Source organism: Aquimarina sp. AWH4_224 (assembly GCF_056160245.1).
Window position 1 is genome coordinate 467,949 of sequence record NZ_JBSWWU010000002.1, and the last position, 25,982, is coordinate 493,930.

General features: G+C 36.9%; 16 protein-coding genes. 11 read left to right on the forward strand and 5 right to left on the reverse strand.

Annotated elements, in window-relative coordinates; genetic code table 11:
• The first annotated feature begins 24 nt into the window (after nt 1-24).
• The 4 genes from ACXAGJ_RS05420 to ACXAGJ_RS05435 are packed head-to-tail and all read left to right on the forward strand — an operon-like array spanning nt 25 to nt 8,104.
• Entirely contained in the window at nt 25-2,445 is a 2,421-nt protein-coding gene (locus tag ACXAGJ_RS05420; RefSeq protein ID WP_474837824.1) for an ABC transporter permease, read from the forward strand.
• Between the two features lie 26 nt (nt 2,446-2,471).
• A complete protein-coding gene (locus ACXAGJ_RS05425) occupies nt 2,472-4,982 on the forward strand; it encodes an ABC transporter permease (protein WP_474837826.1) in 2,511 nt (836 codons plus the stop codon).
• 21 nt (nt 4,983-5,003) lie between these two features.
• On the forward strand, nt 5,004-7,418 hold the full coding sequence (locus tag ACXAGJ_RS05430) for an ABC transporter permease (RefSeq protein ID WP_474837828.1): 2,415 nt from the start codon (nt 5,004-5,006) through the stop codon (nt 7,416-7,418).
• 23 nt (nt 7,419-7,441) lie between these two features.
• Nucleotides 7,442-8,104 (forward strand): ABC transporter ATP-binding protein, encoded by a 663-nt coding sequence (locus ACXAGJ_RS05435; RefSeq protein WP_073315840.1) that lies wholly within the window; start codon nt 7,442-7,444, stop codon nt 8,102-8,104.
• Between the two features lie 51 nt (nt 8,105-8,155).
• Here the strand turns inward: ACXAGJ_RS05435 and ACXAGJ_RS05440 are convergent, their stop codons facing one another.
• Nucleotides 8,156-9,667, reverse strand: a complete 1,512-nt coding sequence (locus tag ACXAGJ_RS05440) for a carboxypeptidase-like regulatory domain-containing protein (protein WP_474837830.1) — start codon at nt 9,665-9,667, stop codon at nt 8,156-8,158.
• A gap of 720 nt (nt 9,668-10,387) precedes the next feature.
• Between ACXAGJ_RS05440 and ACXAGJ_RS05445 the strand changes: the two genes are divergently transcribed.
• The 4 genes from ACXAGJ_RS05445 (at nt 10,388) to ACXAGJ_RS05460 (ending at nt 18,224) form a co-directional block, all read left to right on the forward strand.
• Nucleotides 10,388-15,280, forward strand: a complete 4,893-nt coding sequence (locus ACXAGJ_RS05445) for a DUF6443 domain-containing protein (protein ID WP_474837832.1) — start codon at nt 10,388-10,390, stop codon at nt 15,278-15,280.
• Nucleotides 15,281-15,839: 559 nt separating this feature from the next.
• Nucleotides 15,840-16,265, forward strand: a complete 426-nt coding sequence (locus tag ACXAGJ_RS05450; protein WP_474837834.1) for a hypothetical protein — start codon at nt 15,840-15,842, stop codon at nt 16,263-16,265.
• A gap of 1,111 nt (nt 16,266-17,376) precedes the next feature.
• Nucleotides 17,377-17,661 carry a hypothetical protein gene (locus ACXAGJ_RS05455; protein WP_474837836.1) on the forward strand — a complete coding sequence of 95 codons (285 nt, stop codon included), beginning with the start codon at nt 17,377-17,379 and terminating at the stop codon, nt 17,659-17,661.
• Nucleotides 17,662-17,726: 65 nt separating this feature from the next.
• Complete coding sequence (locus ACXAGJ_RS05460; protein ID WP_474837838.1) at nt 17,727-18,224, forward strand: hypothetical protein; 498 nt, start codon at nt 17,727-17,729, stop codon at nt 18,222-18,224.
• On the opposite strand, the gene ACXAGJ_RS05465 is transcribed toward ACXAGJ_RS05460, so the two are convergent.
• The 4 genes from ACXAGJ_RS05465 to ACXAGJ_RS05480 form a co-directional block, all read right to left on the reverse strand.
• Nucleotides 18,199-18,855: a DUF6090 family protein gene (locus tag ACXAGJ_RS05465; protein ID WP_474837840.1), complete on the reverse strand. Its 657-nt coding sequence runs from the start codon at nt 18,853-18,855 to the stop codon at nt 18,199-18,201. The two genes, ACXAGJ_RS05460 and ACXAGJ_RS05465, sit on opposite strands and share 26 nt — an antisense overlap.
• Before the next feature lie 118 nt (nt 18,856-18,973).
• Nucleotides 18,974-22,573: an ABC transporter permease/M1 family aminopeptidase gene (locus tag ACXAGJ_RS05470; RefSeq protein ID WP_474837842.1), complete on the reverse strand. Its 3,600-nt coding sequence runs from the start codon at nt 22,571-22,573 to the stop codon at nt 18,974-18,976.
• On the reverse strand, nt 22,570-23,457 hold the full coding sequence (locus ACXAGJ_RS05475; protein ID WP_474837844.1) for an ABC transporter ATP-binding protein: 888 nt from the start codon (nt 23,455-23,457) through the stop codon (nt 22,570-22,572). The genes ACXAGJ_RS05470 and ACXAGJ_RS05475 overlap by 4 nt, the downstream gene beginning before the upstream one ends.
• A gap of 149 nt (nt 23,458-23,606) precedes the next feature.
• The gene (locus tag ACXAGJ_RS05480) at nt 23,607-23,972 is read right to left on the reverse strand and encodes an endonuclease domain-containing protein (protein WP_474837846.1); all 366 of its coding nucleotides are present in this window, start codon (nt 23,970-23,972) and stop codon (nt 23,607-23,609) included.
• A gap of 204 nt (nt 23,973-24,176) precedes the next feature.
• Here ACXAGJ_RS05480 and hemB point away from each other — a divergent pair, with 204 nt between their 5' ends.
• Genes hemB through ACXAGJ_RS05495 form a run of 3 tightly spaced genes read left to right on the forward strand, consistent with a single transcriptional unit; the run spans nt 24,177 to nt 25,966 of the window.
• Nucleotides 24,177-25,151, forward strand: a complete 975-nt coding sequence (gene hemB, locus ACXAGJ_RS05485; protein WP_474837848.1) for a porphobilinogen synthase — start codon at nt 24,177-24,179, stop codon at nt 25,149-25,151.
• A gap of 21 nt (nt 25,152-25,172) precedes the next feature.
• The gene (locus ACXAGJ_RS05490) at nt 25,173-25,559 is read left to right on the forward strand and encodes a tellurite resistance TerB family protein (RefSeq protein WP_073319757.1); all 387 of its coding nucleotides are present in this window, start codon (nt 25,173-25,175) and stop codon (nt 25,557-25,559) included.
• 14 nt (nt 25,560-25,573) lie between these two features.
• Complete coding sequence (locus ACXAGJ_RS05495; protein WP_474837851.1) at nt 25,574-25,966, forward strand: c-type cytochrome; 393 nt, start codon at nt 25,574-25,576, stop codon at nt 25,964-25,966.
• The last annotated feature ends 16 nt before the right edge of the window (nt 25,967-25,982 follow it).

Below are 25,982 nucleotides of genomic sequence, written 5' to 3' on the forward strand. Positions count from 1 at the left end.
TAATTAGAAAAATTAGAATGTACCATGTATACCTTATATTTTAAAATAGCATTGAGATATCTTTTGAAGAACAAGCTGTATTCATTTATCAATATAGCGGGTTTAGCCATTGGAGTTGCTTCGTTTATTCTTTTGATGGTCTATATAAGATATGAACATAGTTATGACCGTTTTGATGGTTCTGAAAATGTTTATCGGGCCTATATGGATTATCTTGAAGGAGATACCTATGTGGCTGGGGATGCACAAACATATAATCAGGTAGGCCCTACATTAAAAAAGGAGTTTCAGGAGGTTGAAGATTACGTGCGGTTCTACAGATTGGGAAAAACAACTTTAAAAAACCAGCATCACATTCTTGAAATAAGTGATGGTTGTGTTGCAGACCCTACTTATTTCGATATTTTCAGTCAGGATCTAACGTATGGAGATACTCGTACTGCGTTAACAGAACCGAATACTATAGTACTCACGGCTTCGTTAGCCCAAACACTTTTTGGAGATCAGAATCCTATTGGGAAGACGCTACAGTTTTTTCAGGGTTCTTCTGCTTTGGTAAAGGTTACTGGTGTGCTTCCAGATTTGGATCAAAACTCACATTTCAAAATTGGATATTTGATCTCTTATAGCACTCTTCCCAACCTAGAGGCTGTTGGAGATAATATTAAACGACCCAATTGGAATAACAATACGTTCTTTACGTATTTAAAAATTGATGAAAAAGCGGATGTCACTCTTTTACAAAAAAAGATTGTAGATCGAGGCATGACCGAAGTACAAGATGAGCGAATGAATATCGAGCCTATTGAAGATATTCATTTGTACTCCAATAAACCTTACGAAGCAGAGGCAAATGGTAGTATTACCCGTATTAAATTTCTCACAGCCATTGCATTTATCATATTGATTCTTTCCTGGCTGAATTACATCAATCTTTCTACCACCAAGTCTTTAGAAAGAGCCAAAGAAATAGGAATCAGAAAAGTAGCCGGAGCACAAAAACAACAGCTTATCGTACAGTCATTGTTGGAGTCTTTTATGCTCAATATGGCAGCAATTATTATTGCCATAATTATAGCAACGCTCATATTACCAATCTATAACGAATTTACAGGAAAAACACTGCGTTTTGAGATTGATATCATACAAAAGCTACTTCCTATTTTGGGGATTATTTTGCTAGGTATGATGTTGGCAGGGTTGTATCCTGCTATTGTGCTAAGTCGCTATGCGCCTTCAAAAGCGTTAAAAGGGAAGGTGCGTACTTCTGCTCAGGGATTGCATGTTAGAAAAGCCCTGATTATTACTCAGTTTTTGGCGACCATCATACTGCTTATAGGAACTATCGTAGTTACCAAGCAGATTAATTTTATCAATGATCAACCCATAGGTTCCGATTTGAATAATGTATTGGCCATACAAGGTGAAATCCTAACCAACAAATCCGATTCTTTATTGCGAGCTGATTTTTCGGTGCTATCTCAGGAACTTAAACAAAATCCCATAGTACTCAGTACAGGTTTGTCAAACACATACCCTGGTGACGGATATGATAATCTGTCTTCTTTTATGGGGATGACCTATCCCGACGGTACCATAAATGAACAAAAGGTATGGTATACATATGAAGCAAATACGGATTATTTTGAGGTTATGGGCATCGAATTTTTGGCTGGGAAAACGTTCAAGGAAACTCCAAAAGGATATAGCAAAGATATAATTGTCAATGCTGAGTTTGTAAAAGAAGTGGGGATCACTAATGTGGAAGAAGCATTGTATAAAAAAGTAAAGTTTTGGGGTCGTGATTGGAATATTGTAGGGATTATCAAAGACTATCATCATTTTGGGGTAAAAAATTCGGTAGAACCTATGATATTGCGATATACACCAACACGGGATGTGCTATTGGTGAAATTGAACCCAAGTGTTACTTCAGTTTCGGGATACAATACTGCGTTAAATGAATTGCAAAAAACCTGGTCTTCAGTATTTCCTTCGAGTACATTTAATTATACATTTTTGGATAAGAAATTTCAAAAACAGTACGAAGAAGACAACAAATTTCGGGATGCGTTCAAAATTTTCACAGCCTTAGCCATATTTATTGCAGCATTGGGTCTGTTCGGTTTGACTTCGTATACCTGTATACAACGAAAAAAAGAAATAGGTATCCGTAAAGTTAATGGAGCCACTATTTTCAAAATACTAAAACTACTTAATATCGATTTTATCAAATGGGTAGGCGTAGCCTTTTTTATAGCTGTGCCCATATCCTGGTATGCAATGAATGCCTGGTTGCAAAACTTTGCCATCAAAACCAGTTTGAGTTGGTGGATTTTTGGGTTGGCAGGAATTATTGCACTGGGTATCACATTACTTACCGTAAGCTGGCAAAGTTTTGCTGCGGCAAGTGCAAATCCTGTAGATGCGCTACGGGATGAATAAAAAAATCAATCAAAAAAATGTAAATCATGCTTAAAAATTATTTCAAGATTATCTGGAGGAATTTGATAAGAGAAAAGCAATTTACTTTTCTAAACATATTAGGACTTACCATTGGTATTACCAGTTGCTTTATGATAGGTCTGTATGTATATAGCGAAACGAACTATGATACCTTTCATGAAAATGGAGATCGTATTTATAGAGTGAATCAATCCTATATATGGGGAGATTGGAATAAGCAATATGCATCTACCGGTCCTAATGTAGCAGAAGCACTAAAAGCAGATGCTCCAGAGTTCGAAAAGATAACCCGTATGTTGGATGCAGGTGCTCAAACCATGAGACGAAAAAGTGAAAATCAGGATAGAGACCTCTTTAAAGAAGAGAAAGCTTTTTTGGCCGAAGAAAATTTCTTTGAGGTGTTTTCTTTTCGATTTAAAGAAGGAGATATTCAGACTGCACTCAAAGAACCTATGAGTATGGTTATTACCGAAGAAATGGCGCAACGCTATTTTGGAAATGAAGATGCACTGGGAAAGCAACTTGAGGTAAGAGAATCCAATGATCAATGGAGTACATTTACGGTAACTGCAGTATTAGAGAATTTACCCAACAATTCTCATTTAGAGTTTGATGTATTGATGTCACTATCAACTATCCAAAATAGATTGGATCGACAAAATTGGTTGTGGGCCTGGACAGGTTTTGCTACTTACGGGCTGGTAAAAGAAGGAACTAATGTTGAGGTGCTCGAGGAGAAGATTCAGGCGATCCCTCCAAAATGGGCAGCACTTACTACACAAAGATTGTTTAATCAGTCTTATGAAGCATTTACCGCTGAGAATGAATGGAGGTTATACCTTCAACCTTTACGAGGTATTTACCTTTCAAACGATCCCAAGAGTCATCTTTTTGGTCCTACCGGTAAGCCACAGTTCGTAAAACTATTCATAGCTATAGGGATTTTGATCCTTTTCTTGTCGAGTATTAACTTCATGAATCTATCTACAGCTCGATCTTCCAAAAGAGCAAAAGAAGTAGGGATTCGAAAAGTACTTGGGTCTGAAAGAACGAGATTAATCAAACAATTTATACTGGAATCTACCCTTTTTGTAACGGTAAGTACAATTTTTGCGCTTGTGTTGGTACAACTTTTCTTGGGTGTATTTAATTCGATAGCCGATAAGAACTTGTCCATGCTACCAGTGTTAGGTAATCCTATTTGTATCACACTTATTGTATTGTTTATCCTTGTATTAGGAATTTTGTCAGGGAGTTATCCTGCATTTTACCTATCCGCATTTCGTCCGATAGAAACCTTAAAAGGAAAGGTGTCTTCGGTATTTAAAGGAAAAAATCTAAGAAATGGATTGGTCGTATTTCAATTTACAGTTTCAATCGCATTGATCATTTTTGCCTTCTTTGTTCAAAAACAATTGTCGTATACCTCGTCTTTGGATCTTGGATTACTAAAAGACAATGTATTGCAGATTCACAATTTCGAGCAACTTGAAGATAAAGGGGAAACCCTTAAAGAAAAACTAAAAGCAAATCCTGCATTTACACATGTAGGGATGTCTTATGGCATCCCTCCTAATGTAACTTCTGGGGATAAATACAGAGCGTTTGGACCAGAAAATCCAGCTTTGCATTTTGATGATGTTCGAACCGAAGGAGACTTTTTGGACCTTTTGGGAGTGGAGTTTTTGGCAGGTAGGAACTTTGATCCTTTAAGAGAAGCCGATAAATACGGAGTAGTTTTGAATGAGGAAGCCGTAAAGATGTTTGGTTGGGGTAACAAAGAAAACTATCGTAACGATTCTCCAGTTGGAAAATATGTAGCCATGACCAATGAAAACGCCAGTAAGATGGAGGTATTGGGAGTGGTCAAGGATTTTAACTTCAGTTCTACCAAAGAAAAAATAGGACCATTGGTTATCCTTCATAAGGACAATGATTGGGTTTGGAATTATGGTCGAGGGCGTACCTATTTGGCCGCGCGAATTAATCCCCAGACCGTCAGCAATACAGGAGAACTACAAGGTATTATTGATGATATTCAACAAGAAATGAAAAAGATGGATGCCTCAGTTTTGTTTGAATATAGTTTTTTGGATCAGGAATTCGAAAATACATTTAGAACAGAACAACAAATGGCTACGATACTAAACATTTTTACTGTTTTAGCATTAATTATTGCTTGTTTAGGATTGTTTGGTCTTGCAGCATTTTCTGCAGAACAGCGTGTTAAAGAATTAGGAATACGAAAAGTACTGGGGGCCAAGGTTTCTGAGTTGGCTATGCTGTTTTCTTCAGAATTCACCAAACTCATCATACTTTCTGTGGTATTGGCATCACCGCTAGCGTATTTTTTGGTCAAGGAGTGGCTCAAAGACTTTGCATATAGTACGCCTATAGAATTTTGGGTGTTTGCTACAGCGGCATTAAGTGCAATTGTGATTACCATAGTTACCGTAAGTTTTCAAACCATGAAAATTGCAATGGCGAATCCTATAGATAGTTTAGGAACAGAATAATCAAATTGAAGTAGCGTAATTATGATTAAGAATTATTTCAAAATAGCTTGGAGAAACTTATTGAAGCATAAGTTGTTTTCTTTCATCAATATCTTTGGTCTAGCAGTTGGATTAGCGACTTGTGTATTGCTTACTTTGTATATCATGGACGAGATGAGTTATGATATACATCACAAAGATGCAGATCAGGTCTATCGTGTCTTTATGGAATCCGCAGATACAGAATTGGCAACGACTGCAGGTCCTATGGCACAAACGTTACAAGACGAATTTCCAGAAATAGCATTAGCAACAAGAGTACTTAAATTTCCTAATATCGATAAGTTCCTTTTGAAAAATAACAAGGAAAATATCAAACTGTATGAAACCAACGGGTATTATGTAGACTCTACTTTTTTTAATGTCTTGACGTATGATTTCAAGTATGGTAGTGCAAGTACTGCGTTAAACCAACCTAATATGGTGGTGCTTTCTGAAGACGTAGCTATTAAGTTGTTTGGAGACAAAAATCCGATCAACGAAGTGATCGATATTGAAATTCCCTATGGGGAGACCAAGTACACCGTAGGGGGTGTATTTCGAAAGGACACTTATAAATCTCATATTAGTGCAAACCTGTTACTTTCTATGAGGAATAATGATGTGGGTACATGGGTAGACAGTCAAGAAGGTATACTAGGGAATAACCTGTTTTACACTTATATTAAACTTAAAAAAGGAAGCGATATAGCCAATTTTGAACGTAAACTACCAGATTTTACACAACGGCACTTAGGAGCACAATTGGCGGAGAGCAATTTTGAAAGAAGCTACTTGACACAACCTTTGAAAGACATTTACCTAAAATCAAATATGCAATGGGAGCTCTCTGCAAATGGGAGCATGACTTACATCTATATTTTTAGTGCTATTGCTGCATTTTTATTACTGATTGCTTGCGTGAACTTTATGAACTTATCTACGGCAAGATCCGAAAAAAGAGCGAGAGAAGTAGGGGTGAGAAAAGTATTGGGAGCCAAGAAAAAAGTACTAATTTTTCAGTTTTTTGGGGAGTCTTTGCTGTTGTGTTTGTTAGCATTATTGATTGCATTGGTTTTGGTATGGACACTGATCCCAATTTTTAATACGCTTATCAATAAACAACTAGATCTTTTTGCACACCCGGGGATTTTGTTGATTATTGTTGGATTAACCGTGCTCACTAGTGTGCTGTCTGGTCTGTACCCTGCACTGTATCTGTCTTCTTTTGCTCCGGTTACCGTGCTTAAAGGTGCTTTGGTGAATTCCATCTCTGCAAAATCGATAAGAAAGGGATTGGTTATTTTTCAGTTTACGGTTTCGGCAGCGTTGATATTGGTTTCTGGAATGATTTGGCAGCAAATGAACTTCTTGAAAAATAAAGATTTAGGATTCAAAAAAGAACATCAATTATTAATACCGCTTCGAAGTTCTAAAGTGGCACAAAACTATACTACTTTTAAGACAGAGCTTCTAAAAAGCCCTAATGTAGTTTCTGCTAGTGCAGGGGATTCTTATCCAGGATTACATGTGATTAGCGACAATGCTTTTTATGCAGAGGATAAAACGATTCAGGATAATGTGTATACGCGATATGGTCAAGTGGCAGATGACTATATAGAAACATTAGGATATACCCTACTGCATGGTAGAGCATTCTCAAAAAATAGGGCTAATGATTCACTTTCGATTATCCTTAATAAAACTGCGGTCGAACAAATTGGATATACTCCAGAAACTGCGGTGGGTCGCAAAGTGTTTTATGGAAATGCAGAAGAAAAAAATCATTTCGAGATTATTGGAGTGATCGAAGATTTCAACTTCAAAAGTCTTCATGAACCTATAGCTCCTTATGCGTTGCTCACTCTGGGGCAGGCAAATCCAAATTATTTTGTAGTTACCCTAAGTGAAGCCAATTTTGCCGCAGCCATAAAAGAAGTGCAAGGACTTTGGGAAAGACTACACCCTAATATCCCATTCGAATATTCATTTTTGGATGAGGATTTTTATCGCAACTATGCAGCAGAACAACGAGTTTCGAAAGTGGTTTTTTGGTTCATGTTTATAGCGATCTTCATTGCTTGTATCGGTTTGTTTGGTTTGGCATCGTTTACCACAGAACAACGCAAGAAAGAAGTAGGAATACGAAGAGTACTGGGAGCATCGGTTTTAGGAATTACCTCTTTGCACCTCAAAGACTTTTTGAAGTTAGTATTTACAGCCATGTTGGTGGCAAGTCCTTTGGCGTATTATATTGGAAATAGGTGGTTAGAAAATTTTGCTTACAAAATTGAAATAAGCTGGGTACATTTTGCGGTCGCTACCTTATTGGCGGTATGCATTGCCGTTTCTACAGTTGGGTTTCATGTAGTAAAGGCTGCTTTATCCAATCCAACTAAGAGTTTACGAACAGAATAAATTGAATATAAAATTTTACAAATATGCTTTTACAACTCAATAACATATCAAAATGGGTACATTCTGGTGGCCAAAAGGTATATCTATTAAAAGATATCAGCTTTTGGGTAAACGAAGGTGATTTCATCTCGATTATGGGGCCATCAGGATCAGGAAAATCAACATTACTCCATATACTGGGGATGATCGATGACTTTAATGAAGGAGAGTATACTTTTCTAGACGAATCCGTTCATAATTTAAAGGAGAAATATCGTGCTAATTTGTATAAACAATATATCGGATTTGTGTTTCAATCCTATCATTTGATAGATGAACTTACCGTAAAAGAGAACCTGGAAATGCCATTGTTGTACAAAAAGTATAGTGGTTCAGAACGCAAAGCCATGGTTGCAGATATGTTGGATCGTTTTAATATTGTAGGCAAAAAAGATCTTTTTCCTACCCAATTAAGTGGAGGACAACAGCAATTAGTAGGGATCGCCCGAGCGTTGATCGCCAGCCCAAAATTGATATTGGCAGACGAACCTACAGGGAATTTAAATTCAAAACAAGGAGAAGAGATTATGGATATTTTTACCCAACTCAATAAAGAGGGCGTAACTATTATCCAGGTGACCCATTCTGAAAAAAATATGGCTTACGGATCAAGGGTGATCAACTTATTAGATGGTAGCATCCAATAACATCAAAAAGTTCCTTCCTGCTTTATTCAGGAAGGAACTGTAAAATGATGATTATTCACTATCTGGTGAAGCAGTAAACTGTTTGATCGCAGAGTTAGGCTCAATGATGTTATAACCTTTCCAAAATTCTGGATCATAGCTAGATAGATATTGTGGTTTTATTTTGTTGTTTTCTTTACTATTTTCATAATCAGTTTCGCTTAGTTTTTCAGAATCAAAAACTACAATTTCGTATTTACGCTTATAGGTATTTACGGCATCGATACCAAGTGAGAGTTCATTTTGCTTACGTCTACCTTTTACGTTTTTGTTTTTTTCGATCACTTTAAGCGGTCTATCGAACCCAAAGAAACCACCTCGATACATTTCCATATATTTTAGATCGTATTTGTTGTTAGCACCCTTGGTGAATCCCATTTTTGCGCGATATAGATTATCCTGATACTGCACACCAAATAGCTTAAAGTTTCTGAGATTTTTGGCGTTTTGATAGTCGGCTCGAACAATGGCAAAGTCTTCGGTGTTTACATACAGTGTTCCTTTAAAATCTTCGTTGCGTTTGGGTTCGAATTTAATGATGTATACACTGTGATCATCGATATAGGTATAGTCTATCAATTCAAATTCGTATCTCCCTGATTTATTAATGAAGTTAGACATCACTCCATCGTTAAAAAATAGGCTCGACATCAAACTTTCCAGACCTTGTTTTCTGTATTTCAGGAATTTACTCTTATCTTCTTTTTTGTCTTGTTTGTCCATTTCATCCTTTACGGCTTGGGCATCTTCAGTTTGTTCTAAGATAGAATCTACCTGTACTTTGGTGCCAAATAATCCAGACTTAATTTTTAAATATGAATCGCGTTTTACATTTTCTTTAAAAATGGTTTCCATACGTTTGGACATGGCATCTAGGGATACAGTCTTATTCTTGTCGTACAATTCTGCCGCTTTGGTGATATGTAATTTTTGCTTGTCGAAATCTCCGTATAGATCACATAGGATTTCGGTGTAATAAGAAGATTCTCTAGGGATCAATGATACCACACTATCGATTAATTTTTTGTTTAATTCTTTGATGGTAGATTTTTTGAAATCTACATTCATTCTTTTAAGCGTATTAAACTCAGATTCTCTAAAAAATAGTCTCTTTTTGGACAGCTCGGTGTTGTAGTTTTCACTAATTCTATCCTTCACGTTATCCATGATTTCGTCGATAGTAAGGTTTTTATTTGAAATAAATACACTTTTTAACTCAATCGCTTTTGGAGGAAGATAGATGATACTATCGGTATCTTTTGAAATGGCGATGGCTAATTTTTCATACCCCATTGAAGAAATATAAATAGAATCTACATCTTTTAGTGTTTCATCAATAGTAAGGCTGAAACGTCCTTCTTCGTTGGTGATGATTCCCTGATTTTCTGAAAGCTGCACAGTAGCAAAGGGTACGGGTTCATTTGTTTTTTGATCCAAAACTTTAGAACTAATCGTTTGCCCCATTACGAGATAGGAACCGAAAAATAAGCAGTAAGAAAGTAAAATTACTTGACGAAATATCATAGTGTCAAAATTTGTTGATTAAAAGTCTTATTAGCTAAGACGTAATTTCTATCAAAAAGGTTGCCAGAACCATAAAGAAGACTTTTTTGAAAGGAAATTGTTACACACTTTTTGCCAAAAAAGAAACAGCCACTTTGTAGTGGCTGTCTTTAGGGGTATGACGATATGTAGTCTTGGGGCTCAATATGTTAGGGTTGGTCTTATGTTTCTTTTTAGAGGCACCTCCTGGTTACTTACTTTATGTTTCACAAAACAAAACCGTTTTTTTATTTCTATGGTATAAAAGTAGTCCATTCATTGTCGATAAACCGTTGGTTTGAGATGAAGCCCCGTTTGCTGTCGACGAATGGTAGGATTACTGTAGATGAAACAAAATGCATTTGATACAGATATCTGTAAGGATATCAAAAAGGGAACTTCTAGTTTTGCTTTGAGGTTTTGATGAGTAAGGGAAAAATCATCGAAACTTTAACACTTTAGTGTGGTACAGTTTCAAAATATGAAACTGGCGTATAGTACTATTGCATCAAAATATATAAAGATCTATTACAATTATTTGTGTTTAGATTGTGAATCACGAGGGATAAGTTTTATTAGGAGTAGGCACCAAAAGAGAAAAATTCTCTTCTTATCCCTTTCTGATTCAATTACTATTGGAGAAAACAAATATCATTTCAAAAACAAATTGTAAGGAATTTTAAAGGTATGCAAAACAAGATAATGATGCTTGTATTCCTATTACTTATGGGATACAGTGCAGCGGCACAATTAACTGACGAGCCTATTGGTGGAGGAGGTACCACTAAGTATTATTATGATGGAGATAGGGATGGATATGGTAATCCTAACTCTGCATATGTCACTACTCCTACGACCAATTATGTGCCTAATAACACGGATTGTAATGATGGTAGTGCAGTGATCAATCCTACTACCCGATGGTATTATGATGGTGATGGTGATGGTAGAGGACGTACCAGTCCTATGAAGATCCAGTGTACTAAACCTGCTAATTATGTATTACATAAAGATGACAGGGATGATAACAATCAGTATATCACTCATATTGCTCCCAGGAACTATTATAGAGATGGAGATCGAGATGGATTTGGAAATCCTAGTATCAAGTATTATCGCAGTGCTCCTCCTAGTGATGGGTATACTTATGTGACCAATGGGAATGATTGTAATGATGGTAATGCTTCAATTAATCCCAACAAGGTTTGGTATCGTGATTGGGATAGAGATGGTCGGGGTAATGCGACTGTTACCACACAGAGTTGTACACAACCGTCGGGTTATGTAGCTAACAATGATGATATCAATGATGGTAATGAGTTTATCACCAATATTCCACCACGATACTTTTACATCGATGGGGATTTGGATACTTTTGGTTCTCCAGCTGCAGCAACTAGAGTGTATTATAGTGTTCGTCCAAGTGGTTATGTGACCAATAATCTGGATTGTGATGATGGAGAAGGCGATATCAATCCCAACACAGTTTGGTATAAGGATGGAGATGGAGACAATAGAGGAACCTCTTCGATTACTAAAACCCAGTGTGATCGTCCTTTGGGTTATGTACTAACCAGTGATGATATTGATGATAGTAATGAGTTTATTACTCACATTGCACCAAAGCACTACTATAGAGATGCAGACAATGATACTTATGGTAATCCTGTGTTTCACTATTATCGTAGTGCCCCTCCGGCAGATGGGTATGCTTATGTAACTAATGATGATGATTATAACGATAGTGATGAGTACATTACCAATATTGCTCCCCAAAACTTTTACAGAGACGCGGATAATGACACTTTTGGAGATCCAAATATCAGATATACCCGTAGTGCACCACCACAAGATGGATATAGCTATGTTACCAACCTGAATGACTATGATGATAGCACCGAGTTTATCACCAACATTGCACCGAAGAATTTTTATAGAGATGTAGATACAGATACCTTTGGAGATCCAAATGCTCTATTTTATCGCAGTGCAGCTCCAAGTGATGGCTATAGTTATGTTCTTAATGGAGAGGATTGTAATGACAACAACCCTAATATCCACCCCAATACCGTATGGTATAGGGATGGCGACAATGATGGTTTTGGTGATCCTAGTGATACCCAAACAGGATGTGCTCAACCTACAGGCTATGTGACCGATAATACAGATCAGTGTCCTGGAGAGTATGGAGAGGAGATGGGCTGTACAGGTATCCCACACAGTCTTAGCTTATCAGATACCGAGAGTTATGTGTTTACCCGTACCTACCAAACCCCAATGAGCTCTCCTAATGAGATACAGGTGAATCGTGATGTAATTGAAACAGTAACGTATTTTGATGGATTAGGAAGACCCAAACAACAAACTGCCATCAAAGGTTCTCCTACCCAAAAAGATATCATCACTCATATGGAGTATGATGAGGTGGGGAGACAAGCCAAGCAGTACCTACCTTTTGCCAAGGCAAACAACGGTAGCTATACTACCGTAAATATCACGAATGATATCAACCAGTATTATCTAGACACTTATGCAGCAGACTTTGCAGGGATCACTAACCCAACACAAGTAAATGCCTACAGTGAGACAATCTTTGAGGATTCTCCATTAAACCGAACACTAGAACAAGGAGCACCGGGTAAAGATTGGAAGGTAGACCCAAATAGTGATGCAGATCATACCATCAAGTTTGATTGGAGACACAACACAGCCAACGAAGTAGTACGTTTTGATGTGGACTTTACCAATAATGATACCGAAAAGCCGGTATTATCACAAAACGGATACTACACTGCCAATGAGTTGTATGTAAGTATCACCAAGGATGAGAACTGGACATCGACCGATGGAGATAATCATACCACTAGAGAATATAAAGACAAGCAAGACAGAGTGGTACTAAAACGCACCTTTGCTTCAACAAGCTCAGCAAGCGCAGAAGCACATGACACTTATTATGTCTATGATGATTTTGGGAATCTCACTTTTGTACTACCCCCAAAGGTGACTGTAGCTGACGGCGTAAGTCAGAGTGAGCTTGCCGAACTGTGTTACCAATACAAATACGATTACAGAAATCGATTGATTGAAAAGAAGATCCCTGGCAAAGGATGGGAGTATATTGTCTACAACAAACTGGATCAACCGGTAATGACTCAGGATGCAAATCTAAGGAGTAAGAACCAATGGTTGTTTACCAAATACGACAGACATGGTCGGGTTACCTATACAGGTTTGATAGGCAATAGCAGTGATCGTGGCCCTATGCAAGAATCTGCAGATAACACAGAGGTGTATACCCAGCATGAAAGTAAACAAAGCAGTACACAGACTATAGCGGGTACAGCATTACATTACAGTAACAATGCCATCCCACAGGGGATTGCAGAAATCCATACCATCAACTACTATGATGATTACAGTTTCGATTTGGCAGGGATTACTGCACCAATCACGGTATACGGTCAAACAGTGACGACCAATACCCGATCATTAGCTACAGGAAGCAAAGTACGCGTATTAGGAACTGATGATTGGATTACTACAGTAACCTGGTATGACCAGAAAGGAAGACCGATTTATATAGTCAGTAAAAATGACCACTTAGGGACTACCGATATTATAGAGACGAAGCTAGACTTTACCGGTAGAGTAGAAGAGACGACTACCTCGCATGTTAAAAATGGAAGTACACCTTTGATCACAGTGGATACCTTTACCTATGATCATACAGGAAGACTGCTTACCCAAACCCAAAAGATCAATGATCAGGATGTAGAGTTGATTGTAAACAACACCTATGATGAACTAGGGCAACTGGTCAGCAAGAAAGTGGGCGGTACTTCGACTACGCTCAGCACCCAAGGAACCCTGAGCGGAGCCGAAGGGTTGCAAACCGTAGACTACACCTACAACATCAGAGGATGGTTAAAAACAATCAATGATCCGAACAATCTAGGAGATGATCTATTTGCCTTTGGGATAGCTTATAATAATGGAGCAAATCCGTTATACAATGGTAATATCTCACAAACCTCATGGAAAACGGCCAATGATAACTATCACCGTTGGTATAATTATGAGTATGATGCTTTAAATAGATTAACTACAGCCAATAGCCATAGTGGTAACTTCGATGTATCCAACATTACTTATGATAAGATGGGCAATATTGAAAGCTTGACTAGAAACGGTTTTGTAGGCGGAAATACTTTTAATGAGATGGATAACTTGTCGTACACCTACGATAGCGGAAACAAACTCCAAAAAGTAACAGATACTGGTAGTAAGGACTACGGTTTTAAGGATGGCACGAATACCAACGATGATTTTGAGTATGATGACAATGGCAACATGATCATAGATCGCAACAAAGGGATCTCATCCATCACTTATAATCACTTAAACTTACCCGAAACAGTTTCGATTAGCAATAGTGAGGGTACAGGAACAATTGCTTATATTTACGACGCCACTGGAGCGAAACAAAAAAAGATCGTAACAGAGGGAAGTTCTATCACAACGGAGTATGCAGGTAATTATGTCTACAAAAACGGGAATCTAGAGTTCTTTAACCAAGCCGAAGGTATTGTAGAAAAAGAAGCAGACGGGTATAAGTATGTATATCAATTTAAGGATCATTTAGGCAATATTAGACTGGGTTATAAGGATGCTGATAAGAATGGTTCTGTTGTTCAAAGTGAGATCATACAAGAAAAGAATTACTATCCATTTGGGCTCGAACACAAAGAATACAACAATACTATTGTTGGCAGGGAACATAACTATGGATATGCCGATAAGGAATTAGAGGAAGATTTAGGATTAAATACAATTGCTTATGGGCAAAGAGATTATGATCCTACAATTGCTAGATTTAGTAAAATTGATAGATTTGCAGAAAAGTATCATTCTGAGACACCATATCACTTTACCAAGAATAACCCCTTAATTTATAGAGAAGTACAAGGTGATTCTGTTTGGATTTTTACAGAGGCAGTAAGAAAAGAAATTGCAGGAGTTAATGTAATTGTCGGTAGGCACGCTTTTTTAAGAGTACAGACTGATAAACAAGATGTCATAGTTGAATTGTGGGGGCCAACAGACCCTAGTACAGGAGAGCAAACTCGAACGGGTATACCTCGTGTTGATTCTTTTAGTTGGGATAATGTTAACGGAAGGAGTTCGGTAAGTTCTGGCACACTTATAGAACCTAAAGACAATAACGATAATTTTGAATTCGAGAATAGTATTATAGAGTTTGCTAACCTATTTAAGAATAGTGAGACGAGAACATCAGAAGGTAAATTAGATTTTTCAGAGTTACCCAGTTATAATGCCTTTGGCCCAAACTCAAATGGTTTTGTAAACTCGTTAGTTAAAAATGCAGGAGGAGCCGATTTAGATTTTCCATTGAGTGGAATAGGATCGGGAAATACAGAATTTTATGATAGGGCAATTAACAATTATATGTTAACTCAATTAAGAGATAATGTGTGTAATAGTTCTAATTGTAGTCAAGAAACATTAGACAATTTGGATAGCTTAATACAACAAAATATTGATGCACAACGTGCGTCGCTAAATAATAACTAGGAAATGAACAATGAATTATTAAAAAAATCAATCTACCCTATTTATGGTATTTTATTAACAGTAATAAACTTTATTTCATTTAGTTATAGCGATTCTGTAAATAATTTAAAAGTTAGTGTTCATAAATTGCTTTATGCATATTCAATTGAGATTACAGATGAATTAAATAGTACAAGCTTCAAAATATTGTTTATACTAATATTAGCAATAATTTTTTATCTTCTTGTAAGATATATAAAGATTAATACTATTAAGTGGATAGTAATAATTTTATCAATATTGTTATCAATACCAATATTAGATTTATCAGGACAAGGCAGTAATGTCCTTTAAAAATACCCCCCGCTAGCGCTAGTTTGCAACTAGTGCCGAGAAAGGTAAGATACAAAGTAGCAAGCCAGTTTCATTTTTTGAACTGGCTTGTTGTATTCTTGGGTAGTCTGCATAGTTTTGTGTGAAGTACAAGTTGTAAACTTTTGCCAGCAGGGGATTCCTAAATATAATGATGCAGCTAGTCAAAAAGTATAAAAGAATAACATCAAAAAACCATCTTCTATCTATGAAAAACAAAATAGTTCTAGTAGCTTTAATAACTAGTGTCATTTTAAGTTTGTCTTGCCAGAAGAATAAGATAATCTATGACGTTGATGAGGTTTCAATTCATGGACTATATGTTTATAATGAAAAACAATTTTTCTTGGTCTTTTCTACTCCGTTGGAATCCCTTTACTATTGCGATTCTGTAAATATGAATAGTAATTCTAATGATGAATTGAGACTAAGTTTTTACAGGTCAGGGATTAACGAAAAAGAAAAGAAAGGAAATTATATTACAGAATATGTAAAAGATAACCCTATACTTTCAGAAAAATTTAGACTAGACCCAAAGTATCATTTTATTGTTCTTGATAAAAAAACAAAGGAATTCGTTATTGAAGATTCGAAGTCAAAGAGAAGGGTTCCTGTTACTAGCATTCGTCTCTAGAAGCTCGATGAAGTTATATAACTTTTATATTTCCCCAGCTGGGTCATAGTATGCGTTGCTAGTTCGATTTTGCAACTCGGACTTCCCCCGCTAGCGCTAGTCTGTGACTAGTGCCGGGTAAGAGTAAGATACAAAGAAACAAGCCAGTTTCATTTTTTGAAATTGGCTTGTTATATTTTTGGGTGGTTTGTCTAGTTTTGTGTAGGCACTAGTTACAAACTAGCAACAATTGAGGCCAAAAAATACGATATAGGGTACATAGGCAACAGGGAGAGGGGTACTGGTATAAGTACCCTTTCTTTGGTATAGGATCCATCTGGGGTACTACGGCAAGTACCCACATATAGTCAAAAACATATCTAGGGGTACTTCAAACAGAAGTTTAGGGTAGTACCGACAGAGGCGGATCGAAGCTAAAACAGAAGTTGCACCTGTGTTCAACATATGATGTGCCTGTATTTACAATAGGAGGCACCCACTGCGATTACTAGTTGGGGGTGGTGTAATAAGTGGGGAGGGGTACTTCTGAAGTACCAACAAAAAACAAACAGCCACTATCCAGCGGCTGTTTTTTATGACGATATGCGATCTTGGGGATCAATATGTTTAGGCTGGACTTATGTTTCTTTTTAGAGGCAACATTGGGTTACTTACTTTATGTTTCACAAAACCAAACCGTTTTTTCGTTTCTATGGTATAAAAGTAGATCATCCATTGTTCGTAAACGGTTGATTTCGGGTCAAACCCGATTTGCTGTAGACGAATGGTAGGATTGCTGTCGATAAAACAAAAAATAGCGTGGAGTATGCATCCACGCTATTTATTTCACCAACTCTATTTAAAAACAAAACTCGCCACCTTATCGATGAATCGAATGCGAACAAGCAGCGGGCAGTTCTTTTATAAATTTAATAATCGAAGGAAGGTGTACTCTAAATACATTTTTTAAAATCATCATTGCTTTTTTATATATAACGCTTCATTGTTGGTTGCACCTACCCCCCCAAACATCGAAAAAAGTAATAAACGATTATATGACAAACAGTTAACGATTTGGTAAAGTCTATAAATCCTGTAATGATGTAATTTTACCCGCCCCAAAATAACGGCTATGAAAAAGAAAATGCTGCGGCCTTTGCACTATAGGTCACGTTTGGATACCATGATAGAAATGAGCTATAGAGATAGCAATGCTTTGATCGCAAAAGACCTTGATGACAATGTCTTCTTTTTGTGTAATGGCATATATCTGGTAAATGGCCAATTGCAATCCCAAACCCTTACCGCCTTAAAAAATACCTTCACAAAAGTGATCAATCAATCCAAATGGTGCGAGTTTGATGGTAAAATCTATGATTTTACCTCATCGAATACGCTTTTATCATCTAAAAGGTGAAATAGAAGGTAAAAAAACAGGAATCTTGTATCTTGTGAGAGAACACGATATAAATTCAAATTCCTTTGAACAAAAAAGAACTTCTTTGGCTAGTTGGGTCAATCATTACAATATGTATTCTCAATTTTATCCTATTGGGATGGGATAGCTTACAGAATACAGCACATACCGATATTAATATCCACGATACTTATTTTGTACTTCCTAAGTCATTCTTCTTTATTCTCTATTTTGTATTATTTCTTTTTCTGGTATATCTGGTTAGGGTACTAATAAAACGGTTCAGGAATATGTTCGGGAATGTGGTTTTCATGATCACAACCATATCTTTTATCGTGATGCTTACTTTTGTTATAGGAATAGGACAAGAAATCATTAGATATGATAATACGCATGATGGATTAGTAACTCACGATCCTGTAAAGGATTTTATGACGAAAGTTTTTAATGTCTCGCGGATATTGCAAGCCCTATTATGTGTATTCTTATCATTTACAGGAATCCAAACAGGTAAGATATTATCTTTAAAAAAGGTGGCTAACGCAACTCCCGATCAAAAATAGCTATAATGCTATCGCATTGTGTAATCCCTTTTTCGGTGGCATCCATTTGTATCTTATAGCTACCCGCCAGGCTTTGTACAATTCTTTTTAGAAGTTTTTCATCTTCAAAGGGAAACTCATTACTTCTCATTTTATCAAAATCGGCATGATAGATATAGTACTTGCCCAGGTATTCTTTATGGATAATTTCTTGCCGCTCATAGGCTTTTAGGATGGTATGCAAATCGCCAGAATAGTATTTCTGAATAGCCGATTTGAGCTCCAGATCTTCAAAAAGGGTAAGATCTCCAGAATTGATCAAGGTATTGTAGGTAACATCCTGGGGAACAAACTCTACCAAATTAGAGATCTGAAACACCTTTCTTATGATGCTCATTTTTTGTGGCGAATCAGTATTGAGATGTGGTATGATCTCGTTGGTACTTTTTTGAAAATCGGTTAGGGTTTGCAGGTTGTTTTCTAGTGTCTTTTTATCGGTTTGGATATCGTTTTTTAGGTTGGTGAGGTAAGCGGCTCTTAGGTCTCGATCTTTTAAGCGTTCAGAATATTTGTTAAGACTAAAAGCAATAGTAATCCCTATGATCACGATCAGGGTTTCCCCTAATGCGTATCTCCAATTGATTTTTTTCATATTCCCAAAGATGATTTACTGCTTTAAGGTAGTAATTTATCATGACATGCATATAACAAAAAACACGATCAAAGCAGCGCTCTTTGATCGTGTTTTGGTTCCCTTGGGTAGTAAAGGATTATTCAGATACTACTTTCAAATTATCGTCAGAGTTTCTGTCGATAAGTTTGTTATAAGGGTCTATTCCTGCTTTTACAGGTTTTTCTTTGGTGGTGATGGTAAAAGTATTTTCACCTGGTTGCAACCACTTGCGTTCCAGGTAGTATGGATTCTTTAAAGGGACTTCCTGTTCGTCTACAATGTCCTCTCCAAACAATCCAATCTCTATATAGTTGGATTTTTCTCCTACTTTTTTCTCTTTCCCCTCATCATCATAATAGGTCTTTTTACTATCTACAGTAAACGTAGTTTCATAAGATCCATTGTCTAGTTTTTTAGTTTTAGCATCAGAAACGCGATTCTCATACAATACAATTTCTTTAAACCCATCATCTACAGCATATTTTAAAGAATCCGGAGCTACATCATAAATCGCCTGATAGAAATTTTCTGAAGTAGGATATACACCTTTTTCAAAGTTTTTGTACTCTTCCAGGAAACCTTTTAGTGCATTATTTATTTTAGTCTCTCCGATAAGATCTTGTAGGTTGTACATAATCATCGACCCTTTCTGATACCAAATATGCTGTCCAAATTCCACATTCATAAGAGATCGCTCAGGTTTAAAACTAAAGGCCCTACTTCTTAAATATTGATCAAGAGAATATTTTAGGAAATTTTTGATTCCGTTTTCACCATATTCCTTTTTCATGGCCATTAGCGAGGTATATTCAGCTAGAGTTTCAGCAATGATATTAGCACCTCTGGTCTTACTTGGAGCAACCATATGCCCCCACCATTGGTGAGCTACTTCGTGGGCTGTAACTGTAAAGGCATAATTGTAATTTTCAGCCTTGTCAAAATCAGCAACAAAACCAACATCTTCGGAATATGGAATTGTAGTAACAAAGGATTGTGCAAATGATGTATGTCCAGGAAATTCAACAATACGCAATACCGAGTTAGGGTATTCGATAAAGTTTTTTGAACAATAGTCTAAGGCTACTTTAGCTCCACGAATAAAATGTTCTAGATTACGTTTGTGTTTTGGTGAATGATACACTTCAATATCCACCTTTTTACCGCTAGGCGCCGTCCAACTGGATCGTTCTAAATCATATTCTGCTGATACTATATTAAAAAATAGTAATGTCTTTGATTCTAGTGTATAATGATAATAAGATCGATCATTTTCTTCCCATTCTTTTACCAATTTACCAGGTGCCAGTGCCGTTTGATCTTTCGCGGTACTTATAACGGTTTCAAAGTTGATATAATGACCATCTTCATTAAATAAACTCTTTTTTAATCCGGTAGAATCAGTTCTTGCGGCAAACAAATAATCCATTTTTTCTAAGTCGTACTTCTTACGCACACCATTATCCCAAAGACTTTGCTGGTAATGGAACCTAGGAAAAATGTCACTATTAAAAAATGTTCCATTGTGCAATACTTGTGTTTCCATCGCATTAGCAAACCCCTTGGTTTCTGAGGACACGTTTAATGTGAGTTTTGCTGTTTCCTGTGGTTGCATAGGTTGTGGTAGTTTATAAAAGTACATACGATATACCATGTCAGACACCACAGGAGTCAATTCACTTCCATTATAGATCACTTTATTTAGCTTTGCATATTTACCAGGGAACTGCATTTCTAGCATTAAGGTATCAATAGCCACATCAAAGTTGTTGATGATTTTAAAATCTCCTTTAGCTTTTACGCCTCTTTCTTTTGGGAATACATCTATATAGGTTTTAAGATCGGTAACCTGTGGATGTGGAGCATTGATGTATTTAGCATATTGCTTTTCGGCATCCGCTTGAATCTTTTCGGATTCATTACCGCTAGACATACTATTTAGTACATTAAGATTGTAATAGCTATATCCTCCTACAGAGATAAACGCAATTACTACACCTACTAAGGCCATGATGTTTTTGGCGGTAAATCGTTGCTTGGCCAATGATAGTCTTTCTTTGGCGGAAGAAAAGAATCCTCGTGTCCAAAACACCAAACCAACAAGCATTAGTATAGCAGTAAATAAAATCCAATACAAATTCAACCAACTTGCTCCTGTAAGGTAGTGTCCAAACCCATTTAAATCACTTAAGAAAAATGGAGTGGTACCTCCATAGATAAGCATAGGGTTGGTAGATTTAAAACCTAGGGTGATCAATAATGGCAAACCTAAATATAACACGATTACAATAAAGTGCCCCAAAAACTTATTGTTGACCATCACATGAATAAAAAATGCAAGTAAAATGGTTGTAATAAGCCCAGGAAATACAAATCCAAAATTGTAAATCAAATACATATCCAATTCATAGGCAAAATACCCATTAACAGTTTGATAAATAACACCTACAACCACATTTGCCAGTGTCAAAATAACTGCTACTCCTAATAAGGCGAGGATTTTAGAAAAATATAAACTGGTGTTGTTGATTGGTAAAGCATCATAAAAAACAAAGGTTTTGTTTTTACGGGTACGATGTACTGCTTCTCCTGAAAACAAAACCAGGATCACAGCAGATAGCAGAGAAATACCAGCTCCCACAAATAGTGCAATATATCGGGTTAATGGTAAATTAGGCGTCCCATAGGTTTCATTTGCCAGGTATACAATAAATACGGCAACTACGATCCCAATGATCAATAGGATGGCAAATACAGGATCTTTTATAATGGATAAAAATTCGATCTTGCTTAAAGACCATAAATTTTGTCGTTCTGTCTTTTTGGTAAACACTTGCGTAATTGAACCAACCAATGAAGGTTGATACGTGCTATTATCGGTTTTCTTAGCTTTTTTACCAGAAAGTAAAAACTTCTTATAATCAAATCGGAAGAGTGTCACCAAAAACAAGATTAATCCTACGGCTAACCATAACATACGGTTCAATAAGAATTTACCTGATATAGGAAGTTGTAAGGTATTCAACTCATTAATTGACCAGTATTTTTTGATATAGCTAAAGGCTTCACCTCCAAAAGGATCCAAATAAATACTTAACCATTGATTATCAATATCTGCTAATAGATTTTCGGACAATGCACTAAGGATAAACAAACAAATCCCGCCCAGGTATACGATCGGCATTTTCTTGAAAAAAGCCATCAAACAAAAAAACAAGGACCCTACTAATAAGGAGTTAATTTGTAATAAGAAGATAAAAGGTAAGATATACGAAGTAAAATTAAATCCATCATATGTTCCGTAATCAGGACGGTCCAAAAAAGCACCAATACCAAATCCCAGGATGATCCCAAATAATATGGATAAATTCACAAGAGTTACAATCGTATAACTCCCCAAAAATCGGCCTAATACATAAGATTTTTCTGGTATCGGAAACGTAAAATAGGTTTGTGCAGTTTTATGATCTTGGTCTCTAAAAATAGGCACCCCCATAATGGCGGCATAAAAGAAAATGGAAATTACCGATAATCCGCTAGTGATTCCCGCGATACTGCTTGGGCTGTTTACCAACTCTGCGGTAGCAGATCGTTGTAAAATCGAAACCAAAAGCGCGATTGCCATACCAAGCGCCATATAGATCCAGGTAGCTGGTCGCTTTAAACGATATTTTAGTTCAAAAGAAAATATTTCCATCATAGGGCAACCTCCTGTTCTTGTTTTTTGTTGATACAATAGAAATAGAAATCCTCCAGATCATTATTTACGGTCTCAAAGCCATCTCCAGGATTGGTTTCGTTATAAACATTTACATAGAATTGTCCTCCTCGTAAATAATTAGACAATACTGTAAATTCATTCTCGATGGCTTCGAGTTCTGATTTTTCAATACGTTTTCTAAATACTTTTCCGTCTAATCGGCTGGACAACTCTTGCGGATTCCCTTGCTCCAGGATTTTCCCTTCGTTAAAAACTGCCATATTCTGGCAAAGGTTGGTCACATCATCCACGATATGTGTACTCAAAATCACCACTGCATCTTCTCCCAGTTCACTCAATAAGTTATGAAAACGGTTACGTTCCAAAGGATCTAATCCAGCAGTAGGCTCATCCACGATGATCAACTTTGGATTTCCGATCAGGGCCTGTGCGATACCAAAACGTTGGCGCATCCCTCCTGAGAAATCTCCAAGGTTACGACTTCTAAATTTGTACAAGTTCACCTTGTTCAACAAATCTGCTACATATCCCTTGCGTTCTGTCTTGTTGGTAATCCCTTTTACTTTTGCTATATGATTCAGCATCATCTCGGCAGATACTTTGGGATATACCCCAAAATCCTGTGGTAAATACCCCAACATTTTACGAAGTTCTTCAGGATTTTTGAAAACATCAATACCATCAAATTCGATACTTCCTGTGTCAGCCAATTGCAGGGTAGCAATGGTTCTCATCAGGGAAGATTTTCCGGCTCCGTTGGGTCCTAGTAAACCAAACATTCCTTTATCAAGTGTAAGCGTTACATCATTTAATGCTTGGGTACCATTGGGATAGGTTTTATTCAGATTTTTTATGTTGAGCATGTGATTAAAATTTATTCTTTGTGGATTAGTATAAAGTATTGGGGTTTTGTTACAGATCGAAGGCCTAAAAATATATTAGGGTTTTATAAAAAAGCTACTTCCCCTAATGAGGGGAAGGTGGCCTGCATTCTGCAGGACGGAAGGGGTGCTTACTCTTGCTTAAAATGATCTTTTATTTCTTTAAGAACCGAGGGCAGGTGGTCAAAAACCATATAATTTTCAAATCGAAGTACAGTGAAACCCAAAGATTCAAGTTTTTTACTTCTAATTTGGTCATTCTCTTGTGCATTTAAACTCATGTGTACTTCTCCGTCTAGTTCGATGATCAGTTTTTCTTTGGCACAGTAGAAATCAACAATGTAATTTTCAATACTATGTTGTCTTCTAAATTTTCTTCCGTCTAACTTTTTTTGTTGTAAATGACTCCATAAAAAAGCCTCTGCCGAAGTGAGATTTTTACGCAAGTTTTTTCTATTGGCTTTTAGTTCAGGCTTGTTATGTATTTTTCTTTTCATGTTTGAGTGCTGTTACCCTTTCCGTCTACCTTAGGTAGACACCTTTCCCTTCAAGGGAAAGGAACTGTTTTTAGAAACTAAACGAGTAACAATATATAACTTATCATATGATGTAAGAACTTCTATGACTTAATCATATATTAAAATTATATTCCATACCAAGATATATGAGTATCTTTACGGCGTTAAATCTGATAACATATAATGCAACAACTTCGCAGAAACAGAAGACTAAGAACCAATGATACCATTCGTTCGTTGGTTAGAGAACATACAATTACTCCTCATGATTTTTTGGTTCCCCTTTTTGTAGTAGAAGGAAAAGGTGTGAAAGAAGAAATTGCTTCGATGCCGGGATATTATCGATATAGTTTGGATCTCTTGGTAGACGAGGTGAAAGGACTTTGGGCCATGGGTCTAAAATCGGTACTGCTGTTTGTAAAGGTGCCCGATGCACTCAAAGACAACAAAGGAACCGAAGCCATAAATCCTAAAGGATTAATGCAACGCGCTATCAAAACTGTAAAAGAAGCTACTCCGGATATGTTGGTGATGACCGATGTAGCCTTGGATCCATATTCTTCTTATGGGCATGACGGTATTGTAGAAGATGGGTATATTGTTAACGACGATACCTGCAAAGTATTAGCCGATATGGCCTTGTCACATGCACAGGCAGGAGCAGATTTTGTTGCTCCCAGCGATATGATGGATGGTCGTATTTTGGCAATTCGGGAGTTGTTGGAGCAGGAGAACTTTAAAAATACTGGGATCATGAGTTATAGTGCCAAGTATGCTTCGGCGTTTTATGGTCCGTTTAGAGATGCCTTGGATTCTGCACCTGGATTTGGAGATAAGAAAACCTATCAAATGGATTTTGCCAATCGGGATGAAGCCATCAAAGAGACCTTGATGGATATCGAAGAGGGAGCAGATATCGTGATGGTGAAACCAGGGTTGGCCTATTTGGATCTGGTGAGAGATGTACGAGATGTTGTAGATGTACCTGTGGCAGTATATCAGGTAAGCGGAGAGTATGCCATGCTGAAAGCTGCAGCCGAAAAGGGATGGTTGGATCACGATGCTGTAATGCTAGAGCAGATCATGGCGTTTAAAAGAGCAGGAGCGCATATCATTGCCAGCTACTTTGCCAAAGATGTGGTAAAGCTGCTGGGTTAGTATAACCTAAAATTAATAGTTATGGTGAGCAGAGAACGTTTGTATCAAACTTTTGGTGAGTTATTGTATGTTATTGCGATGAGCGATGGTGTGATCCAGAAAGAGGAAGTAGAAACCCTGGAAGATATCCTAAAAGGGCATCCCAAAGGAAAAGATATCAAATGGTCCTTTGATTACGAAAGTGAACAACAAAGTGATATCGATACCTTGTACAAAAAGGTGATCGAAGTGTTTTCAGACAATGGGCCAGATCAAGAATACGACTTTATGATTTATGCCTTAACCAAAATTGCAGAGGCCAGTCAAGGGGTAACTCATCAGGAAGAAAAGGTCATCAATAATTTTTCAAAAGATCTGCTGGAAAGATTTATTAAGGATATCGAAAACATCAAAGAGAAATATAGATAAACACACACAAATTCATGCAAAAAATTGCGTTACTACTTGCCTCTATACTACTATTGGCAAGCTGTCAATCTGAGAAAAAAGAAAAAGAAAACACCATTGTCATCGGTAAAAAACCTGTCAAAGAAACTCCTTTTGATACCGGGAAAGCTATTTTTAATGGTAAAGGAAAATGCTATACCTGTCATAAGATCGATAAAAAATCTATTGGTCCTGGAGTAGCAGAAATCATGAAGATATACAAGGAACAAGATGGGGATTTGATTGCCTTTTTGAAGCAAGAGGCAGAACCTATTGTAGATCCGGAAACCTATACCGTTATGAAAACCAATTTTGCGATTATCAAGAACTTCTCTGACCAGGAGTTAGAAGCTTTGAAGGTGTACATGCAAGAAATAAGTAAGAAATAATGATCAAACAATTTAC